Raw genomic sequence first — 20,884 nt, 5'->3', positions numbered from 1 at the left:
GCCCGGTTACATTCCGAACCCGGAAGCTAAGCCTCACAGCGCCGATGGTACTGCAGGGGGGACCCTGTGGGAGAGTAGGACGCCGCCGAACAATCTTTCAAGGACCCGTGGTCCAGCGTTCACGCTGGGCTACGGGTCCTTTTTGTTTTGCCCTCTATTACCCGAAGCCACCGTCCCGAAGTGCTCGTCGGCACCCCGACTGCGCGAGAATGGCTGCGGTACCCGAAGACAGGAGCCCAACCGATGTCCCCCAATTCCTCCGACGACCGTCCTGAGCGCGACCCGCGCCGCAGCGACAGCGGCGACCGGGGCGGCTTCCGTGGCGGCCGTGACGATCGCGACCGTGGACCGCGTCGCGATGACCAGCGCGGTGGCGGGTTCCGTGGTGCGCGTGACGGCCGGCCCAGCGGGCCCCGCCGCGATGACGACCGTGGCGGCCGTCCCAGCTCGGGTTCCCGTTTCGGCTCCGGCTCCGGCTCTGGTTCCGGCGGCAGTGGCAGTGGCGGTGGTTACGGCCGTCGCGACGACCGTGGCGGCCGACCGGCCGGCGGTGACAACCGTGGCGGTGGCGGTTACGCACGCCGCGATGACCGCCGTGACGACCGGCCCAGTGGTCCGCGTCGTGATGACCGGGCGGGTGGTTTCCGTCGGGACGACCGGCGTGACGACCGCCCGAGTGGCCCTCGTCGTGACGACCGGTCCAGTGGCTTCCGCCGTGACGACCGGTCCTCCGGACCGCGCCGCGATGACCGTCCGGCCTTCCAGCGGGACGATCGCCGTGATGACCGGCCTTCCGGTCCGCGGCGTGACAACGACCGTGGTGACCGTGGCGGCTTCCGTCGTGATGACCGGCCTTCCGGCCCGCGTCGTGATGACCGTCGCGATGACCGGTCCAGCGCTCCGCGCCGGGATGACCGGTCCGGTGGCTTCCGTCGGGACGACCGGCGTGATGACCGTCCGAGCGGTCCCCGTCGTGACGACCGCCGTGACGATCGGCCCGCCTTCCAGCGGGACGACCGGGGCGGCCGTCCCAGTGGCCCGCGTCGTGATGACCGGCCTTCCGGTCCGCGCCGTGACAACGACCGCGGTGACCGGGGCGGCTTCCGCCGGGACGACCGGCCTTCCGGCCCGCGTCGCGATGACCGTCGCGATGACCGGTCCAGCGCTCCGCGCCGGGATGACCGGTCCGGTGGCTTCCGTCGGGACGACCGGCGTGACGACCGTCCGAGCGGTCCCCGTCGTGACGACCGCCGTGACGATCGGCCCGCCTTCCAGCGGGACGACCGTGGCAGCCGCCCCAGTGGCCCGCGCCGTGATGACCGTGGGTCCGACAGCCGTGGCGGCGGTGGCTACGGCCGTCGTGACGACCGGCGTGATGATCGCGGCGGCGACCGGGGCGGATACCGCGGCCGGGACGACAACCGCGGTGGCGGGTACGAGCGGCGTGACGACCGGGACCGTGACCGTGAGCCGATCAAGCGGCTGCCGATCCCGGACGACGTGACCGGTGACGAGATCGACAAGAGCGTGCGGCAGGAGCTGATGAGCCTGCCCAAGACGCTCGCCGAGGACGTCGCGCGCAACCTCGTCATGGTCGCCCAGCTCATCGACGAGGAGCCCGAGCAGGCGTACGCGTACTCGCGGATCGCCCTGCGGCTCGCCTCCCGTGTCGCCGCCGTACGCGAGGCCGCCGGCTTCGCCGCGTACGCGACGCAGAAGTACGCCGAGGCGCTGGCCGAGTTCCGGGCGGCGCGGCGGATGACCGGCAGCGTGGAGCTGTGGCCCGTCATGGCCGACTGCGAGCGCGGTCTCGGCCGCCCCGAGCGGGCGATGGCCATGGCCGGTGAGCCCGAGGTGCAGAAGCTCGACAAGGCGGGACAGGTCGAGATGCGGCTCGTCGCGGCCGGTGCGCGCAGGGACATGGGGCAGATCGACGCAGCCATCGTCACCCTGCAGAGCCCCGAGCTCGCGTCCCACTCCGTACAGCCGTGGACGGCTCGTCTGCGTTACGCGTACGCCGACGCCCTGCTGTCGGCCGGGCGTGAGGACGAGGCGCGCGAGTGGTTCGGCAAGACCATCGAGGCGGACAAGGACGGGTCGACCGACGCCTCGGACCGGCTCGCCGAACTGGACGGGGTCGAGTTCGTCGACGCCATGGGCGAGGACGAGATCGAGGCCGGGAGCGAGGTCGCGTCCGACGCCGCGACCGATGCCGACGCCCAGGGTGAGGGAGCGGCCGAGGCCGCTGTCCCGCCCGTGGTCGACGCGGACGCGGACGCGCTCGTCGACGAGGACATCGTGGTCCTCGACGAGGACGACAAGCGCTGAGCGGCGATGACATGAGATGGGCGGTATCCCGGTCGGGGTACCGCCCATCGTCATGTCGGCCCTCATGTCGGCCCTCATGTCGGCCCTCATGTCGGCCCTCATGTCGGCCGTCATGTCGGCCGCTCGTCGAGGCGTCAGCCGAGGGTGACGCTCCGCATGACCAGACCCGTGGCCGGTTTCGGGCCGAACGACGTCGACTTGCGCGGCATCGTGACCCCCTGGCGGGCCAGGTCCCGTACGACGTCCTCGCGCACCGGGTGCAGCAGCACCGCCGTACCGCCGGTGCGCTCCGCCTGGACGACGGCCGCCTCGGTGTCGTGGATGTAGGAGATGTGTTCCGGGTCGTCCGGGATCCGCCAGACCTGGTCCAGCAGCGTGGCGTGCAGGACCGTCGCGTCCAGTCGCTGCCAGGGCTCCGGGCGGTCGGTCCGTACCGTACGGGACAGCAGTCCCTGGTCCGGGCGGTCGACGAGATGGAAGCGGCCGTCCCCGGCGAGCAGGAACGCGTTGCCGGTGGCCGCCGCGTCCGCCAGTGCGCCGAGCGCCTCGGTGAGCGGTCCTTCGACCGTACGGACCCGGAACGCGCCCGCGAGCGCGTCGATCGCCCGGCCGACCGGCAGTCCGCGCAGCAGGCGGTGGATGGAGCGGACCTGGAGGGGGTAGCGGGCCGTGTCGATCAGCAGCACCAGGCCGTATCCCCACGGACCCGTCGCCCCGCGCGCCGCGTGCTCGTCGCGCAGCCGCAGATAGGTCGCCCAGCGGTGGTGGCCGTCGGCGATCAGGGCCTGGCGGTGGGCGAGGTCGTCGGCGACGTGCGCGAGATCGGCGGAGTCCGTGACCGACCAGAGGCGGTGGGCGAAGCCGTCCTCCGTGGTGGTGGTGAGGAGCGGTTCGCGGCGGAGGGCGCGCTCGACGACGCCCGCCGTACCGCCCGGGGCGTCCGTGTCACCGCGGTACGTCAGCAGCAGCGGTTCCAGGTTGGCGGCCGTCGTCCGCAGCAGCGCGGCGCGGTCCTCCACCACGTCCGGCATCACGTCCTCGTGCGGCAGCACGATGCCGGCGGCGGGGGAGGAGAGCGCGAGGGCGCCGATGATCCCCCGCTGGAGCACCTCGCCCCTGCGCTGCTCGTACACGTACAGCGCGGGCTCGGGGTCCGGGGCGAGTACGCCCTCCGCCTGCCATCGCGCCAGCGTCGCCGCCGCCTGGTGGTGCCGGGCCTCGGGGGTGGCGGCCTGCGGCAGGATGAGCCGGACGATGTTGTGCGGGTCCGCGGACTCCAGGTGGTGCAGTCCGTCGGGCCTCACGACGACGTCGTACGGTGGCGAGGTCACCGCGGACAGGCTGCCCACACGCTCCGGGACGTACCGGAGCCCGCGGAACGGAATCAGCCGCAGCCCCTTGTCCACAGGACCTGTTGTGTTCATCCGAGCATCGTATGTGCATCGTATGGACGGGGTGGGCATGAGCGATGATCGGGTGATAAGTCCCGAGCGAGGAGCGTAAGCAGCATGAGCCAGCAGAGCAGGACCAGGCCGAGCGGGAGTGCGACCGCGCTGAGCGAGGCGTACGACACGGCGCTGCTCGATCTCGACGGTGTGGTGTACGCGGGCGGGGAGGCCATCGCCCACGCGGTCGAGTCGTTGTCCACGGCCCGGGACGGGGGCATGCGGCTCGCGTACGTCACCAACAACGCCCTTCGCCCGCCGGACACCGTCGCGGCCCATCTCACGGAGCTGGGCGTGCCCGCGGAGCCCGACGATGTGATCACCTCGGCGCAGGCGGTCTCCCGGCTGATCGCCGAGCAGTTGCCGGCCGGATCGAAGGTGCTGGTCATCGGCGGTGACGGGCTGCGGATCGCGCTGCGCGAGCGCGGTCTGGAGCCGGTCGAGTCGGCCGACGACGACCCGGCCGCGGTGGTGCAGGGGTACGGCGGCCCCGATCTGCCGTGGGCGCGGTTCGCCGAGGCGTGCTACGCGATCAACCGGGGCGTGCCGTGGTTCGCGTCCAACACCGATCTGACGATCCCCAGCGCGCGCGGGATCATGCCGGGCAACGGCGCGGCGGTGGAGGTCGTACGGATCGGCACGGGCGCCGAGCCGCAGGTCGCCGGCAAGCCGCTGCCCCCGATGCACCGCGAGACGATCCTGCGGACCGGGGCCAGGAAGGCGCTGGTGGTGGGGGACCGGCTGGACACCGACATCGAGGGGGCGTTCAACGGCGGCGTCGACTCGCTGCTCGTGCTGACCGGGGTGACGGACGGGGCGCGGCTGCTGGCCGCCGAGCCCAAGTACCGGCCCACGTACGTCGACGCCGACCTGCGCGGGCTGCTCACCGGGCAGCCCGAGGTGGTGGCGCGGGACGGCGGATTCGGCTGCGGCGGCTGGACGGCCACCGCCGGCGCGGGCACGCTGACCCTGGACGGGGACGGTACGGCGCTGGACGGGCTGCGGGCGCTGTGCGCGGCGGCCTGGACGGACGCAGGTGAGGGCGCGTGCGCGCTGGACGCGGGCAAGGCGCTGGCCCGGCTGGGGCTTTAGGCGAATTGTTCCGAAGTGGCGGGCCGGGTCAGGCGCTTTCGGCCGCCTCCATCAGGTTGTCCTCGGAGGCGCCCCGGCGCCAGTAGCCGCTGAACTTCACCGCCCGGCGGTCGAAGCCGCGGTCCGCGACGAGGTGGCGGCGTACCGCCTTCACCGTCGCCGCCTCCCCGGCGACCCAGGCGTACGGCGTGCCCTCGGGGAGCGCGGCGGCGCGGATGGCGTCCGGGGCGGCGGGCGAGGCGTTCTTCACGAGCCAGGTGATGTCGGCGTCCGCCTCCGTGGGGAGTTCCTGGCGGTCCGCCGGGTCGTGGACCTCGATCCAGACCCGGGCCGGGGTGCCCGGAGCCAGGGTGTCGAGGATGCCGGCGACGGCGGGGAGCGCGGACTCGTCGGCGGTCAGCAGGACCCAGTCGGTGTCGTCCGGCGGCCGGAAGTCGTACCCGGCGTTCTCCGCCTCGACCGGGGCGAGGACGCAGATCCGGTCGCCGGGGGCCGCCGACCTAGCCCAGCGCGAGGCGGGCCCCGACGCCTCGTCGCACTCCGCGTGCAGGGCGAAGTCGATGACCAACTCGTCCGGGTCGCGGCGCAGTTCACGCACCGTGTACGTACGCATGATGCCGCGCACCGCCGGGTCGAGCGCGCGCCACGCGCCGTACCAGTCGGCTGCCCCCGCCGCCGTCTCCGGCATGACGGGCTCGCTCTGGCCGGGGTGGGGCAGGAACAGTTTGACGCGCTGGTCGCGGCCCGCGGAGGCCATGCGCGCCAGGGCGGGGCCGCCGAGGACGATCCGCGCCATGGCGGGGGTGATCCGCTCCGCGCGGAGCACCTCGACGGCGAAGAACTGGAAGGGGGACGGGGAGGGAGCGGGCGACGGGGCAGGGGCGGTCGGGGCGGTCGGGGCGGTCGGGGCCAGGGACGGGGAAGCGTTGGTCATACGGGGAGCCTCTTCGACTTCTCGACGGCGGCGGCGAGCACGGTACGGCGGGCGGGCGGTGGGCAGTTCATGACGAGGACATCCCTTCATGACGAGGACATCCCTTATCGAGACGGAATGCGAGGGTAGGCTAACCTAACCTCGTGTTGGTCGACAGTCCCCAAGAGCAGCGCGCGATGCCCGCGGCCGCCGCGCCCCCCGAGCGCCCCGTCGTGCGCGCCACAGGGCTGGTCAACGCCGTCGGTCCCCGCGCCCAGCCATCAGCGGCATCGACACCCACGCCGGTACCGGTAACGGCAATGAACCCCGCGGACACCAGGAGTACGACCATGCAGCGCCTCACCGCGGAATCGGTGACCCTCGGCTACGACCAGCGTGTCATCGCCCGCGATCTGTCGGTGGAGATACCCGACCACTCCTTCACGGTGATCGTCGGCCCGAACGCCTGCGGCAAGTCGACCTTGCTCCGCGCGCTCTCCCGGATGCTCAAGCCCTCCGAGGGACGCGTCCTGCTCGACGGCTCGGTCATCCACGCGATGCCCGCCAAGAAGGTCGCCAAGACCCTCGGGCTGCTTCCGCAGTCGTCCATCGCGCCCGACGGCATCACCGTCGCCGACCTGGTGGCGCGCGGCCGCTATCCGCACCAGGGGCTGCTGCGCCAGTGGTCGCCGGAGGACGAGCGGATCGTCGGGGAGTCCATGGAGGCCACCGGTGTCGGTGAACTCGCCGACCGCTACGTCGACGAGCTCTCCGGCGGCCAGCGCCAGCGCGTCTGGATCGCGATGGCCCTCGCGCAGCAGACGCCGCTGCTGCTGCTGGACGAGCCGACCACCTTCCTCGACATCCAGCACCAGATCGATGTGCTCGACCTCTGTGCCGAACTGCACGAGACCCAGGGCCGTACGCTCGTCGCCGTCCTGCACGACCTCAACCACGCCGCCCGGTACGCCACCCACCTCATCGCGATGCGCGACGGACGGATCGTCGCGGAGGGCTCCCCGGCGGAGGTCGTGACGGCCGAGCGCGTGGAACAGGTCTTCGGGCTGCGCTGCCAGGTCATCGACGACCCGGAGACGGGGACGCCGCTGGTGGTGCCGGCGGGGCGCCAGGCGCGGCGCAAGCCGTCGCGGGACCAGGCCGAGGACAAAGCGCAGGTCAAGGACGTGGCGCCCGTGGACGAGGTCCCGGCCGAGGCCGCCGCGGGGCTGCTGGAGAAGTGACGTCAGCAGCCTAGAGAAGTGACTTCAGGCGCAGCAGATCGCGGAAGCCCGCCTCCAGCCTGACCCGGCCTGAGCCCCACGCGCGGGCGAAGTTCAGTTCGCCGTCGACCAGCGCCACCAGGTCGTCGCCCGTCATGGCCAGCCTGATCTGTGCCTTGCCGGGCGGCGGTCCGGGGACCGGGTCGGCCACCTCGATGCGGCCGTCCACCAGACGCCCGGTGAACGTGACATCCAGATCGGTGATGTGGCAGCTCAGCGAGCGGTCGAAGCCGGCCGCGCCGCCGGCCCCGCCGTCCGTCCGCGCCAGATTGCCGGAGAGCTTGTCGAGTGCGCTGCGGCACTCTTCCTTCGTCGCCATCGTGACCGACGGTACCGCAGCTCTTCGCGGTAGCGTCTCCGGTATGAGCGACGTGATCGCGGACCCGCCCCCCGTTGCGCCCGACCCGGCCGCGCCCCGCCCCCTCGGCGTGGCCCGCACCCCGACCGGCGACGACGTGGTGGACCGTACGCTGGCCAGGCTGGCCGACGCCGACCACCTCCCCGCCGAGGGCCACGTCGAGGTGTACGAGGATGTACACGGGGGACTGCGTGACGCGCTGACCGCGCTCGACGTACGTCCGGCACCCCCGGGACCTCCCCGGTGACCTCTCGCGTACGACCACAGGAGCTGAACCGAACGTGGCTGGACTGGCACGCCGCCGTCTCGATGCCGAGCTGGTACGCCGCAACCTCGCGCGCTCGCGCGAACACGCGAGCCAGCTCATCGCCGCCGGCCGGGTGACGGTCGGCGGCACCACCGCGACCAAACCCGCCACGCAGGTGGAGACCAGCGCCGCCGTCGTCGTCAAGGCGGACGACGGCGACCCCGACTACGTCTCGCGCGGGGGGCACAAACTCGCGGGCGCGTTCGCCGCCTTCGTACCGCTCGGCCTGGAGGTACGCGGCCGGCGCGCCCTCGACGCGGGCGCCTCCACCGGCGGGTTCACCGATGTGCTGCTGCGCGCCGGGGCCGCCCGGGTGGTCGCGGTGGACGTCGGATACGGACAACTCGCCTGGTCGCTGCGGAGCGATGAACGCGTCACCGTCAAGGACCGTACGAACGTACGTGAGTTGACGCTTGATGCGATCGAAGGGGAGCCCGTGGATCTGATCGTGGGGGATCTGTCGTTCATTCCGCTGGGGGTGGTGCTGCCGGCCCTGGTGGGCTGCGCCGCCCCCGACGCCGATCTCGTGATGATGGTCAAGCCGCAGTTCGAGGTCGGCAAGGAACGACTCGGCAGCGGCGGCGTGGTCCGCAGCCCCGAGCTGCGCGCCGAGGCCGTACGGAACGTGGCGCGCCGGGCGGGTGAACTGGGCCTCGGGGTACGGGGCGTCACCGCCAGCCCGCTGCCCGGACCCTCCGGGAACGTGGAGTACTTTCTGTGGCTCCGCTCCGGAGCCCCCGAGCTGGACCCGGCGGATGTCGACCGCGCAGTGGCGGAGGGGCCCCGGTGACGAGAGACGTGGCGGAGGAACTGATGCGGGACGGGGAAAGAGCATTGAGCGAGGAACGCGCGGCGAACGCCGACCGGACCGTGTTCCTGCTGGTCCACACCGGCCGTCCGGCGGCCATCCGCAGCGCCGAACTGGTCGTGAACGGGCTGGTGCGCAGCGGTATCGGGGTACGGGTACTGAACAGCGAGGCGCCCGATCTGCCGCTGCCCGACTCCGTCCAGACGGCCTCCGAGGCCATCCCCGACGCGCTGGAGGGGTGCGAGCTGCTGATCGTGCTCGGCGGTGACGGCACCCTGCTGCGCGGCGCCGCGTTCGCGCGCGCCTCCGGTGTGCCGATGCTCGGCGTCAACCTGGGCAGGGTCGGCTTCCTCGCCGAGGCGGAACGGGACGATCTGGACAAGGTCGTCGACCGGGTCGTCACCCGTGAGTATGAGGTCGAGGAGCGGATGACGATCGATGTCGTCGTCCACAGCAACGGCGATGTCGTCCACGAGGACTGGGCGCTCAACGAGGCGGCCGTGCAGAAGGTCTCGCCCGAGCGGATGCTCGAAGTCGTCCTGGAGATCGACGGCAGACCGGTCACCGGATTCGGCTGCGACGGCATCGTCTGCGCCACCCCCACCGGTTCGACGGCGTACGCCTTCTCGGCGGGCGGCCCGGTCGTCTGGCCGGAGGTCGAGGCGCTGCTGATGGTGCCGATCAGCGCCCACGCGCTCTTCGCGAAACCGCTGGTGACGTCGCCGACGACGGTGCTCGCGGTGGAGGTGCAGCAGGACACCCCGAACGGGGTGCTGTGGTGCGACGGACGCCGGACCATCGAGCTGCCCCCGGGCGCGCGCGTGGAGGTACGGCGTGGCTCAGTCCCGGTACGGCTGGCGCGGCTGCACCACGCGTCGTTCACCGACCGGCTGGTGGCCAAGTTCGCGCTGCCGGTCTCCGGCTGGCGCGGGGCGCCGCACTGAGTCGTCGCGTACGGTTCCGGGTGGTTTCGCCGCGTATGGGATGAAGGGCGGACCACCCGGTCGACACCCTCCCGGGGGGTCCGGGGGTGGGGTGCGTGGCGCACCGGGCGCCAGGACCTCGTATGGTCGTCACCGTGTTGGAGGAGATGCGGATACGGTCGCTCGGGGTCATCGACGACGCGGTCGTCGAGCTGTCGCCCGGCTTCACGGCGGTGACCGGCGAGACCGGCGCGGGCAAAACCATGGTCGTCACCAGTCTGGGACTGCTGCTCGGCGGGCGCGCCGACCCCGCCCTGGTGCGGATCGGCGCCAAGTCGGCGGTCGTCGAGGGGCGGGTCACGCTCGCCCCCGGCGCGCCAGCGACGCTGCGCGCCGAGGAGGCGGGCGCCGAGCTGGACGAGGGCGCGCTGCTCATCAGCAGGACCGTCTCGGCCGAGGGGCGCTCACGCGCCCACCTCGGCGGACGCTCCGTGCCCGTGGGCGTGCTGGCCGAGCTGGCGGACGATCTGGTCGCCGTGCACGGCCAGACGGACCAGCAGGGCCTGCTGCGGCCCGCGCGGCAGCGCAAGGCCCTGGACCGGTACGCGGGCGCGGCGGTCTCCGTACCGCACACCGCGTACACCGCCGCGTACCGCAGGCTGCGGGCCGTGGCCACGGAACTGGACGAGCTGACCACCCGGGCCAGGGAGCGCGCCCAGGAGGCCGATCTGCTGCGCTTCGGGCTGACCGAGATCGAGTCGGTCGAACCCCGGGCCGGCGAGGACACCGAACTCGCCGCCGAGGCCGAGCGGCTGGGCCACGCGGAGGCGCTCGCCTCCGCCGCCTCCCTCGCCCACGCGGCGCTCGCGGGCAACCCCGAGGACCTGGAGGCCGTCGACGCGACCACCCTCGTCGGGGGCGCGGGACGGGCCCTGGATTCCGTACGGTCCCACGATCCGGTACTGGCCGCACTGGCCGACCGGATGGGGGAGATCGCGATCCTGCTCACCGATGTCGCGGGCGAACTCGCCGGATACGCGGACAACCTGGACGCCGATCCGCGCCGGCTGGCCGCCGTCGAGGAACGCCGGGCCGCGCTCACCGGGCTGACCAGGAAGTACGGCGCGGACATCGACGCCGTACTGGCCTGGTCCGAGGAGAGCGCGGCGCGCCTCACCGAGCTGGAGGGCGACGACGAGCGGATCGGCGAACTGACCGCCGAACGCGACGCGCTGCGCGCCGAACTCTCCGGCCTCGCCCAGGCGCTGACCGATGCCCGTACGGACGCGGCGGCGCGCTTCGCCGAGGACGTCACGGCGGAGCTGGCCTCCCTGGCCATGCCGCACGCGCGCGTCTCGTTCGACATCCGGCAGACGGAGTCGGCGGAGCCGAGCGCGGGCGTCGACGTCGGCGGGCGCCCCGTGGTCCACGGGCCGCACGGCGTCGACGAGGTCGAACTGCTGCTGGCCCCTAACCCCGGCGCCCAGCCCCGGCCGATCGCCAAGGGCGCCTCGGGCGGTGAGCTGTCGCGCGTGATGCTCGCCGTGGAGGTGGTCTTCGCCGGGTCCGACCCCGTGCCCACCTACCTCTTCGACGAGGTCGACGCGGGCGTCGGCGGCAAGGCGGCGGTCGAGGTCGGCCGCAGGCTGGCGAAGCTCGCCAGGTCGGCGCAGGTCGTGGTGGTCACCCACCTCCCCCAGGTCGCGGCCTTCGCGGACCGGCAGCTCCTGGTCGAGAAGACGGTCGACGGATCGGTGACGCGCTCCGGGGTGACGGTCCTGGAGGGCGAGGACCGGGTACGGGAACTGTCCCGGATGCTCGCGGGCCAGGAGGACTCGGAGACGGCGCGCGCCCACGCGGAGGAACTGCTGGCGACAGCCCGTTCGGAGTGATGCGGCGCGGTTCGGGGCGAGTTCGGAGCGGGTTCGGGGCGGGTTCGGAGTGATCCGTACGGCCGCCGTCGGGGCGGGCGGGACCGGGAAGGGCGGGGCCGGACCGGCCCCGCGCGCACTGGGAGTCGTCGCCGCGACGGCGTACGGTGACAGGGTCGGCCCGCGTCTTCACCCGTGTGAGTGATCCGGGCGCGGAGTTGAGGCGTCGGACACCGGAACGACGCCCCGGCGGTGCCGGAACGTGCGTACGGACTGGCATCCTTGACGTACCCCCCTCACCCCCCTCGCCGCCGTCTCACCCGAATCCAGGAGCCCTGCCCACGTGACACAACTGCGTACGGTCCAGGTGCTGGGCGGTGGCAGCGCGGGCAGCAGCGCGCACGTCCGTTCGCTGGCGGCGGGGCTGGTCGCCCGGGGCGTGCGCGTGACCGTGTGCGCCCCCGCCGCACTCGACCTGGCCTACGACTTCGGTGGCGCGGGGGCCTCCCACGTCCCCGTCGCCCGGCGCGGTGACCCGGCCTCGGTGGCGGCGCTCCGGGCGGCCTGCGCCGGGGCGGACGTGGTGCACGCGCACGGGCTGCACGCCGCCGTACGGACCGCGCTCGCCCTCGGCGGCCTGCGGGTGCCGCTGGTCGTCACCTGGCACACGCGTACGGAGGCGGAGGGGCCCCGCGGCCGCCTGCTGCGGATGCTGGAACGGCGCGCGGTCCGCGCCGCCTCGGTGGTGCTCGGCACGACCTCCGAACTGGTCGACGGGGCGCGTGCCAGGGGCGCGCGCGACGCCCGCCTCGCGCCGGTGGCGCTGCCCGCGCCCTGCCCGGGGTCCGCGGGCGAGGAGAACAAGGCCCGCGCCGAACTCGGCGCGGTCGAGCGGCCGTTACTGATGGCCGTCGGCAGTCTCGTACCGGACCAGGGGTACGACACGCTTCTCGACGCCGTCGCCGGCTGGCGTGACCTCGACCCCGCCCCGCTGCTCACCATCGCGGGCGAGGGCCGCGAACGCGCGAGACTCCAGCGCCGGATCGAGGCCGACGACCTGCCCGTACAGCTCATCGGGCGCAGGGACGACATCAGCGAACTCCTCGCGTCGGCGGACGTCGCCGTGCTCGCCAGCCGCTGGGAGGCCCGCTCCGTCCTCGCGCAGGAGGCGCTGCGGCTCGGCGTACCGCTGGTCGCGACGGCGGTGGGCGCCATCCCCGAACTGGTCGGCGACGCGGCGGAACTCGTCCCGTACGGCGACGCCCCGGCCCTCGCTGACGCGGTGAAGCGGCTGCTCGGCGACCCGGGGCGGCGCGCCCGGCTGGCCGCCGCCGGCCGGGCGCAGGCGGCCACCTGGCCGACCGAGGACGAGACGATCGCGCAGGTGCTGTGCGTGTACGACGAACTGACGGAGCGGGGACGCCCGCAGCGCTGATTCATCTAGGGTGGGAAGGGTGGGAAGCCGGAGCGGGCTGAGGGGAGAGCGCGTGGAGAGCCGCCGCAGTGCTGCTGAGGGAGCCGGCCACACGGTGGACAACACCGTCTCCGGCGACGCGGTGATCATGGGGCCGCTGGTGCAGGCCGGACACATCGGCTCGATCGCCCTGCCGCCGGCGCCGCCACCGTGGACCCCTCGCCAAGTCCCCGTACCGCACGGCGGATTCGTCAACCGGGACCTCGAACTCACCATCCTCAAGGGGGTACTCGCCACCCCGCCGGAACGCTGCGCCCAGGTTCTGGTGACCGGCGTGGGCGGCGTCGGCAAGACCCAGCTCGTCGCCCACTGGGCCGGCCACCCCGAGGTGCACGCCCGCTACCCCGGCGGACAGCTCTACGTCGACCTGGAGGACCTGCGCCACGACGGCGCCGTCGACATCAGCGGCGTCCTCGGCATCCTGCTGCGCTCCCTCAAGGTGCACGAGAGCTACATCCCGCCCAGCCTCGCCGAACGGTCCGCGCTCTTCCGCTCGGCCACCGCGGGCCGCCCGACGCTGGTCGTGCTCGACAACGTACGGCACGCCGCCGAGGTCGGACCGCTGCTGCCCGCCGCCGGACTGGCCGTGGTCCTCAGCCGCACCCGGCTGGCGCCCCTGCTGCTCGACGGCGCCGTGGACGTGCCCGTCGCCCCGCTGGACAGCGGCGCGGGCGTCCGCCTCGTACGGCGCTGGCGCAGTACGGGGACGGAGCGCGAGGCGGCCGAACTGGTCGCCCTCTGCGGCGGGCTGCCGCTCCTGCTGCGCGCGGTCGGCGAACGCCTCGTGGAACGCCCCCACACGACGCTGGAGGACGTGGTGCGTGACCTGTCGGCACCGGAAGGATCCGACGGACCGGAAGGACCGGACGGCGTGGCCGGACCCGGCGGCGTGGTCGGGCCCGGCGGCGGACGGGCCGTGATGGACACCGTCGTCGCGGACCTCTCCGGCGCCACCCGGCGCTTCTACGACCTGCTCGGCCTGCTCCCCGGCACCACCTTCACCGCACCCCTCGCGCACGCGGCGGGCGCGGAGGGGTTCGACGCGGCGCTCACCGACCTCCTCGCCGCACATCTCGCGGTCCCCGCGGGGCCCCGGGGCCGGTACCGGCTGCACGACGTGGTCCGCGCCCACGCGCGGGCGCTCAGCGGCGGCCGGGAGGGCGCCGAGGAGCGCCGCCGCGAGGCGCTGCGCGGCGTCGTGGCGTTCTACGTCGACGCGGCGGCCCGCGCCGACCGGCTGATCCTCGGCAAGCGGTGGCGCCTCCAGGAGGGCCCCGAACCCTCGGCGGCGGGGCGCGATCCCCTCTTCACCACCACCGCCGAGGCGCTGGACTGGCTCGACGACGAGCGGGACACGCTCCTCGCCGTGCTGCGGTACGCGGCCGGGGAACGCTGGTACGACGCCGTGTGGCGGCTCTGCGAGTCGATGTGGGCGCTCTTCGAAGGCCGCAAGCACTACGCGGACTGGATCGAGTCGCACCGCCTGGGCATCGAGGCCGCGGCCAGGGAAGGCCGCTTCGACGCCGAGGTCAGGATGCGCAACCAACTGGCCCGCGCCCACTACGGACTGGGCGAGTACGACGAGGCCAGGGACCAACTGGCCCGCGCGGAAGCCCTCCTGGAGGCGCTGGCCGACCCCCGCCTCTCCGGCGCCGTACGCGAGTCCCAGGGGCTGCTGTACCTCGCGGCAGGCCAACCGGACACCGCCGTCGAGCTGTTCCGCGGCGCGCTGGAGGCCAACGCGGGGGACCGGCACGGCATCGTCGTACAGAGCTACAACCTGGGGCAGGCGCTGCTCGCCGCCGGACGGGACCAGGAGGCGGCCGACACCCTGACGCGGGCCGCCGCCACGGCGGACGCGACCGGGGACGACGGGATGCGGTCGAAGATCGGCATCCACCTCGCCCGCGCCCAGCGCGCCCTGGGGGACCCCGCGCTCGCCCTGCGGACGATCGACGAGGCCGCGGTGTGGGCCGGACGGCGAGGCCAGTACACCAAGCTCGACCAGGCCCTGGAGCTCACCGCGGAACTGGCCGGCGAGACCGGCGACGACCGGCTCGCGGAGGAGCGCCTGCGCACCCTCCGCGAACTGCGCGCCCGCATGGGCCTGTCCCAGCCGCCGGGACCGGCCTGAGCAGGGCGCCCCGGTCCGGTTCAGTACGATCACCTGCGCACCCCTCTCCCTCCCCGCACCCGACCGCATGCCGCACCTGACCGCATGGCCACGTGAACCATGAACGCAACCGTCCGGAGGTGGCCGTGTTCCCGCCGCTCAGGAGCCGCGCCCGGCACGCCGGTCCGCGCTGGGACACCTACGAGCCGCCCAAGGCCCGGGTCCTGGCCGTCGCCCGCACCCTGACCTCCGCGACCCGGCTGCGGGACGTGACCCGGCTGCTGCGCCCGGAGGACGGGATCGAGGTGTCGTACACCGTCAACCCGGGCTCCGCGTTCGACGCGGGGCTGCCGGAGTACCTGGACGGGCTCGGCGTCACCGTCCTGAGCTGGCGCGAGGCCAGACGGCGCCGCTTCCATCTCGTCGTCGCCTGCGCCGTGCACCGCTCCATGTACCGCAGGGACACCCCGCTCGTGGTGCTGCCCCACGGCGCGGGCTACAACCGGCTCGTCACCGAGTCCACCGGCGACACGTCGTCACCGGCCGGGCTCTCGGCGCGGGAACTGATGCGGCGCGGCAAGGTCCTGCCGTCCTGCATCTGCGTCTCCCACGACGAGCAGATCGCCCGCCTCGCCGTCTCCTGCCCCGAGGCCGTGCCGTACGCGGTCACCGTCGGCGACCCGTGCTTCGACCGGATCAGGGACAGCCTGCCGCGGCGCGACATCTACCGCGAACGGCTCGGTGTCGTCGGCGGGCGCCGGCTCGTCGTCGTCCACTCGACGTGGAGCAGACACTCCCTGCTCGGCCGGTGCCCCGATCTGCCGGAGCGGCTGCTCGCGGAACTGCCCGCCGACGAGTACGCGGTGGCGCTCGTCCTGCACCCCAACGTCTGGGCCCGCCACACCACGGACGGCGTCCTCGAACGGCTGGCCAGGGCCATGGACGCGGGACTCCTCGTGATCCCTCCCCAGGAGGGCTGGCGGGCGGCCGTGGTCGCCGGGGACTGGGTGATCGGTGACCACGGCTCGACCACCTTCTACAGCGCCGCCCTGGACCGCGTGACCCTGCTCGCCGCCACCGGCCTGGACGAACTGGACCCGGCCTCTCCCACGGCGGCCTTCGCCCGGCGGGCGCCCGCCCTCGACCCCGGAGGACCGCTGCTCGAACAGCTCCTGGGTGCCGTGGACCGGCATGTCCCCGGTGAGCTGGACGACGTCTTCGCCCTCCAGCTCGGTGCCCGGGGCGAGGGCGCCGAACGCACCAGGCGGAAGCTCTACTCGTACCTCGAACACCGGGGCGTACGCCTCCCGCCGGAGGCGGGGCCACCGGATCCGGTCCCCGACCCCCGCCCCGTCCCGCACACCGTCTCCGCCGCCCACGACGTCGTCGGCAGCCGCCCGGCGGACGGGGTGGTGGAGCTGCGCCGCTGGCCGGTGGTCCCCGGCCGGCACGAGGCCGGCAGGGGCTTCTACGCGGCCCACGACCACGGTACGGACACCCGGTGGCGCGGATACGCCGAGGTCCTGGCCCGTACGACCGTGGAACCGCTGCTGCCCCCCGCCCGCTGGGCCGCCGTACGGTTCACCGCCCTCCCGGCGCTGAACGTCGCGGTCGCCGCCCTGGGCAGCCGTACGGCGCTGGTCGCGCTGCGCGACGGGACCCTGCTGGAGGCGTCCTCGGCGCGGCCGTGGGGCGGGCACCACGCGCCGCTGGACCCGGTCCTGCTGGGCGCCGCCGTGAACGTCCTGCTGGCGGAGGGGTGTTCCGCGAAGGAGATCGCCGAAGGCGTGACCGTCCGCACCGGGACCCGCGACGTCCGGGTGGAGTTCACCACCCCGCGGTGACCGCGCCGCCTGTCCCACCGGGCCCGACGGCGAGTCCTGACGGCGGGACGGGAAAGGCCCGGACGGGGGCGGCGTGAACCGCTCCGTCCGGGCCCCGCCCGTGGCCTTCGGCCCGGCCGTCAGCCGCCGTACGCGCCCGACGCCGTCAGCCGCAGCGCCGTGTCGATCAGCGGCACATGGCTGAACGCCTGCGGGAAGTTGCCCACCTGGCGCTGGAGCCGGGAGTCCCACTCCTCGGCGAGCAGTCCGAGATCGTTCCGCAGCGCCAGCAGCTTCTCGAAGAGCTTGCGCGCCTCGTCGACCCGCCCGATCATCGCCAGGTCGTCGGCCAGCCAGAACGAGCAGGCCAGGAACGCGCCCTCGTCGCCCTCCAGGCCGTCGACGCCCGCGTCGTCGCCGGACGTCGGGTAGCGCAGCACGAAACCGTCCTCCGTGGACAGCTCGCGCTGGATCGCCTCGATCGTGCCGATGACCCGCTTGTCGTCCGGCGGCAGGAAGCCCATCTGCGGGATGAGCAGCAGCGAGGCGTCCAGCTCCTTGGAGCCGTACGACTGCGTGAAGGTGTTCCGCTCCTTGTCGTACCCCTTCTCGCAGACATCGTGGTGGATGTCGTCGCGCAGCTCGCGCCAGCGCTCCAGCGGCCCGTCCGCGTCGCCCGACTCGATCAGCTTGATCGTCCGGTCGACCGCGACCCACGCCATCACCTTGGAGTGCACGAAGTGCCGGCGCGGCCCGCGCACCTCCCAGATGCCCTCGTCGGGCTGGTCCCAGTGCTTCTCCAGGTAGCGGATCAGCTTGAGCTGGAGGACGGAGGCGTAGTCGTTGCGCGCGAGCCCCGTCATGTGCGCGAGGTGCAGCGCCTCGGTGACCTCGCCGTACACGTCGAGCTGGAGCTGGTGCGCGGCCCCGTTGCCGACCCGGACCGGGCCCGAACGCTCGTAGCCCGGCAGCCAGTCCAGCTCGGCCTCGCCCAGCTCACGTTCGCCCGCGATGCCGTACATGATCTGGAGGTTCTCCGGATCGCCGGCCACGGCGCGCAGCAGCCACTCGCGCCAGGCGCGGGCCTCCTCGCGGTAGCCGGTGCGCAGCAGGGACGAGAGCGTGATCGCGGCGTCGCGCAGCCACGTGTAGCGGTAGTCCCAGTTGCGGCTGCCGCCGATCTCCTCGGGGAGCGAGGTCGTCGGCGCGGCCACGATGCCGCCGGTCGGCGCGTACGTGAGCGCCTTGAGCGTGATCAGCGAACGGATCACGGCCTCCCGGTAGGGGCCGTGGTAGGTGCAGTGCTCGACCCACTCGCGCCAGAAGTCGGAGGTCGCCTCCAGGGAGCCCTCCGGGTCCGGCAGCGCGGGCGGCCGGCGGTGCGAGGGCTGCCAACTGATCGTGAACGCGATCCGGTCACCGGGTGCCACGGTGAAGTCGGAGTACGTCGTCAGGTCCTTGCCGTGCGTCTCCGCCTCGGTGTCCAGCCAGACCGAGTCGGGGCCGGCCACGGCGACCGTACGGTTGTCCACCTTGTGGACCCACGGCACGACGCGCCCGTAGCTGAAGCGCATCCGCAGCGCGGAGCGCATCGGCACCCGGCCGCTGACGCCCTCGACGATCCGGATGAGCTGCGGCGCGCCGTCACGCGGCGGCATGAAATCGGTCACCCTCACGGTGCCGCGCGGCGTGTCCCACTCGGACTCCAGGATCAGGGAGTCCCCGCGGTAACGGCGCCGCGTGGCCCGCGGCGGTACGGAGCCCGCGGGATGCGCGGGCCCCAGTCGCCAGAAGCCGTGTTCGTCGGTTCCCAGCAGAGCCGCGAACACGGCATGCGAATCGAAGCGGGGCAGGCACAGCCAGTCGACTGTGCCGTCCCGGCAGACCAGGGCAGCGGTCTGCATGTCTCCGATGAGTGCGTAATCCTCGATGCGCCCGGCCACGTGCATCTCCAGTCGAACGGCCACGTCCGCCCCGCGGGGCGCTTACTGCGGTCAAGGGTCGTTGACGAGCTCATTTTCCGGGAAATCGGGCGGGGGTGGTGCCGTTTGCCGGCCGGACTCGGCAGCGAATGTTTGAGCAGGATACGACGCACGTCGGGGTTCCGCGTCACGGTCGGAAAATGAGCGGTCCGCCGAACGAGTGGGTCTGAGGGGACGAGGGGGAAAAAGTGTGACGAGGGGGAAAGGGGAGGCGGCGCGTGGCCGGAAGCGGCCTCCCGTCGTCGCTGTTACCCTGGTAGCCCGTGGACCGGTGGACTCCCTGCACAGCACAGAGACCCCGAAACCGCAGCGACGGCAGTCCCTTCGCCTCTCGGCCAGGGACACCGGCACGCACACCGAACCGCGACCACGGGAGCCCCCTCTTGGCCATGCCGACACGATCCTCGACATCCTCGACGACCAAGCACATCTTCGTCACCGGGGGTGTCGCTTCCTCCCTCGGCAAGGGCCTGACCGCCTCCAGCCTGGGCGCGCTGCTCAAGGCGCGCGGTCTGCGGGTCACGATGCAGAAGCTCGACCCGTACCTGAACGTCGACCCCGGCACGATGAACCCCTTCCAGCACGGTGAGGTGTTCGTCACGAACGACGGCGCCGAGACCGACCTGGACATCGGCCACTACGAGCGCTTCCTCGACGTGGACCTCGACGGCTCGGCCAACGTCACCACCGGCCAGGTCTACTCGCAGGTCATCGCCAAGGAGCGGCGCGGCGAGTACCTGGGCGACACGGTCCAGGTCATCCCGCACATCACCAACGAGATCAAGCACCGCATCCGGCGGATGGCGGCCGGCGAGGTCGACGTCGTCATCACGGAGGTCGGCGGCACGGTCGGCGACATCGAGTCGCTGCCGTTCCTGGAGACCGTCCGCCAGGTCCGCCACGAGGTGGGCCGCGACAACGTCTTCGTCGTGCACATCTCGCTCCTGCCGTACATCGGCCCGTCCGGCGAGCTGAAGACCAAGCCGACCCAGCACTCGGTCGCCGCCCTGCGGAACATCGGTATCCAGCCGGACGCGATCGTGCTGCGCGCCGACCGCGACGTGCCGCTCTCCATCAAGCGCAAGATCTCGCTGATGTGCGACGTGGACGAGGCGGCCGTGGTGGCCTGCGTGGACGCCAAGTCGATCTACGACATCCCCAAGGTGCTGCACTCCGAGGGCCTGGACGCCTATGTCGTACGGAAGCTGGACCTGCCCTTCCGCGACGTGGACTGGACGGTCTGGGACGATCTGCTGGACCGGGTCCACAACCCCGACCACGAGGTCACCATCGCGATGGTCGGCAAGTACATCGACCTGCCGGACGCGTACCTCTCCGTGACGGAGGCCATCCGCGCGGGCGGCTTCGCCAACCGGGCGCGCGTCACCGTGAAGTGGGTCACGTCGGACGACTGCAAGACCCCGGCCGGCGCCGCGAAGCACCTCGGTGACGTGGACGGCATCCTGATCCCCGGCGGCTTCGGCGAGCGGGGCGTGACCGGCAAGGTCGGCGCGATCCAGTACGCCCGCGAGCACAAGGTGCCGCTGCTCGGCATCTGCCTCGGTCTCCAGTGCATCGTCATCGACGCGGCGCGCAACCTCGCGGGGATCACCGAGGCCAACTCCACCGAGTTCGACGCGGGCACGGCGCACCCGGTGATCTCCACGATGGAGGAGCAGCTCGCGTACGTGGAGGGCGCGGGGGACCTGGGCGGCACGATGCGGCTCGGTCTCTACCCGGCGAAGCTCGCGGAGGGCTCGATCGTCCGCGAGGTGTACGAGGACCAGCCGTACGTGGAGGAGCGTCACCGTCACCGCTACGAGGTGAACAACTCCTACCGCGCGGAGCTGGAGAAGAAGGCCGGTCTGGTCTTCTCGGGCACGTCCCCCGACAACAAGCTCGTCGAGTACGTCGAGTACCCGCGCTCCACCCACCCCTACCTGGTCGCCACGCAGGCCCACCCGGAGCTGCGGTCCCGGCCGACGCGTCCGCACCCGCTCTTCGCGGGGCTGGTGAAGGCCGCGGTCGAGCGTCGTGAAGGGCTCCGTCAGGAGGCGGGCGAGCCGGTGGCCGCGCGGTCGTAAGGCACGTCACAGGCGATACGGTGGGAGCCGGGGTACGGGCACGTTCACGCGGGCCCGTGCCTCGGTTTCCGCTTGTGTACCAC

At 72.9% G+C, this 20,884-nt stretch carries 16 protein-coding genes and 1 rRNA gene; 13 read left to right on the top strand and 4 right to left on the bottom strand.

Annotated elements, in window-relative coordinates:
• The 3 genes from rrf to ACIO3P_RS30925 all read left to right on the top strand — a co-directional run.
• Nucleotides 1–91, top strand: a 5S ribosomal RNA gene (gene rrf, locus ACIO3P_RS30935); the annotation flags it as partial.
• Between the two features lie 252 nt (nt 92–343).
• The gene (locus ACIO3P_RS30930; RefSeq protein ID WP_401854066.1) at nt 344–1,504 is read left to right on the top strand and encodes a hypothetical protein; all 1,161 of its coding nucleotides are present in this window, start codon (nt 344–346) and stop codon (nt 1,502–1,504) included.
• Between the two features lie 38 nt (nt 1,505–1,542).
• Nucleotides 1,543–2,328: a hypothetical protein gene (locus ACIO3P_RS30925; protein WP_329824675.1), complete on the top strand. Its 786-nt coding sequence runs from the start codon at nt 1,543–1,545 to the stop codon at nt 2,326–2,328.
• Nucleotides 2,329–2,462: 134 nt separating this feature from the next.
• Here ACIO3P_RS30925 and ACIO3P_RS30920 read toward each other — a convergent pair whose 3' ends face one another.
• Nucleotides 2,463–3,752: a DUF1015 family protein gene (locus ACIO3P_RS30920; RefSeq protein ID WP_401792648.1), complete on the bottom strand. Its 1,290-nt coding sequence runs from the start codon at nt 3,750–3,752 to the stop codon at nt 2,463–2,465.
• Between the two features lie 84 nt (nt 3,753–3,836).
• Between ACIO3P_RS30920 and ACIO3P_RS30915 the strand changes: the two genes are divergently transcribed.
• Entirely contained in the window at nt 3,837–4,865 is a 1,029-nt protein-coding gene (locus ACIO3P_RS30915; RefSeq protein ID WP_329824650.1) for an HAD-IIA family hydrolase, read from the top strand.
• A 28-nt stretch (nt 4,866–4,893) separates the two neighbouring features.
• On the opposite strand, the gene ACIO3P_RS30910 is transcribed toward ACIO3P_RS30915, so the two are convergent.
• Nucleotides 4,894–5,799, bottom strand: a complete 906-nt coding sequence (locus ACIO3P_RS30910; protein WP_401854069.1) for a siderophore-interacting protein — start codon at nt 5,797–5,799, stop codon at nt 4,894–4,896.
• Between the two features lie 329 nt (nt 5,800–6,128).
• Between ACIO3P_RS30910 and ACIO3P_RS30905 the strand changes: the two genes are divergently transcribed.
• Complete coding sequence (locus tag ACIO3P_RS30905; protein WP_401854072.1) at nt 6,129–7,019, top strand: ABC transporter ATP-binding protein; 891 nt, start codon at nt 6,129–6,131, stop codon at nt 7,017–7,019.
• A gap of 10 nt (nt 7,020–7,029) precedes the next feature.
• Here ACIO3P_RS30905 and ACIO3P_RS30900 read toward each other — a convergent pair whose 3' ends face one another.
• On the bottom strand, nt 7,030–7,377 hold the full coding sequence (locus ACIO3P_RS30900) for an SCP2 sterol-binding domain-containing protein (protein ID WP_401792657.1): 348 nt from the start codon (nt 7,375–7,377) through the stop codon (nt 7,030–7,032).
• 43 nt (nt 7,378–7,420) lie between these two features.
• Between ACIO3P_RS30900 and ACIO3P_RS30895 the strand changes: the two genes are divergently transcribed.
• The 7 genes from ACIO3P_RS30895 (at nt 7,421) to ACIO3P_RS30865 (ending at nt 16,756) form a co-directional block, all read left to right on the top strand.
• Nucleotides 7,421–7,663: a hypothetical protein gene (locus ACIO3P_RS30895; protein ID WP_401854075.1), complete on the top strand. Its 243-nt coding sequence runs from the start codon at nt 7,421–7,423 to the stop codon at nt 7,661–7,663.
• 34 nt (nt 7,664–7,697) lie between these two features.
• Nucleotides 7,698–8,513: a TlyA family RNA methyltransferase gene (locus ACIO3P_RS30890; RefSeq protein WP_329824645.1), complete on the top strand. Its 816-nt coding sequence runs from the start codon at nt 7,698–7,700 to the stop codon at nt 8,511–8,513.
• A gap of 23 nt (nt 8,514–8,536) precedes the next feature.
• Nucleotides 8,537–9,475: an NAD kinase gene (locus tag ACIO3P_RS30885; protein WP_329824674.1), complete on the top strand. Its 939-nt coding sequence runs from the start codon at nt 8,537–8,539 to the stop codon at nt 9,473–9,475.
• Between the two features lie 122 nt (nt 9,476–9,597).
• Nucleotides 9,598–11,346: a DNA repair protein RecN gene (recN, locus tag ACIO3P_RS30880; RefSeq protein WP_329824644.1), complete on the top strand. Its 1,749-nt coding sequence runs from the start codon at nt 9,598–9,600 to the stop codon at nt 11,344–11,346.
• Nucleotides 11,347–11,668: 322 nt separating this feature from the next.
• A complete protein-coding gene (locus ACIO3P_RS30875) occupies nt 11,669–12,760 on the top strand; it encodes a glycosyltransferase family 4 protein (RefSeq protein WP_329824643.1) in 1,092 nt (363 codons plus the stop codon).
• Between the two features lie 94 nt (nt 12,761–12,854).
• Entirely contained in the window at nt 12,855–14,933 is a 2,079-nt protein-coding gene (locus ACIO3P_RS30870) for a hypothetical protein (RefSeq protein ID WP_401854079.1), read from the top strand.
• Between the two features lie 119 nt (nt 14,934–15,052).
• Nucleotides 15,053–16,756, top strand: a complete 1,704-nt coding sequence (locus tag ACIO3P_RS30865; RefSeq protein WP_401978240.1) for a hypothetical protein — start codon at nt 15,053–15,055, stop codon at nt 16,754–16,756.
• Nucleotides 16,757–16,875: 119 nt separating this feature from the next.
• On the opposite strand, the gene ACIO3P_RS30860 is transcribed toward ACIO3P_RS30865, so the two are convergent.
• Entirely contained in the window at nt 16,876–18,684 is a 1,809-nt protein-coding gene (locus tag ACIO3P_RS30860) for a glycoside hydrolase family 15 protein (protein WP_329824672.1), read from the bottom strand.
• Between the two features lie 422 nt (nt 18,685–19,106).
• Between ACIO3P_RS30860 and ACIO3P_RS30855 the strand changes: the two genes are divergently transcribed.
• Nucleotides 19,107–20,801: a CTP synthase gene (locus tag ACIO3P_RS30855; RefSeq protein ID WP_329824641.1), complete on the top strand. Its 1,695-nt coding sequence runs from the start codon at nt 19,107–19,109 to the stop codon at nt 20,799–20,801.
• The last annotated feature ends 83 nt before the right edge of the window (nt 20,802–20,884 follow it).

This window comes from Streptomyces sp. NPDC087310, from assembly GCF_044744405.1.
Lineage (GTDB): Bacteria > Actinomycetota > Actinomycetes > Streptomycetales > Streptomycetaceae > Streptomyces.
The sequence above is the reverse complement of the archived record's forward strand: the minus strand, read 5'-3'. Positions and strand labels throughout refer to the sequence as shown.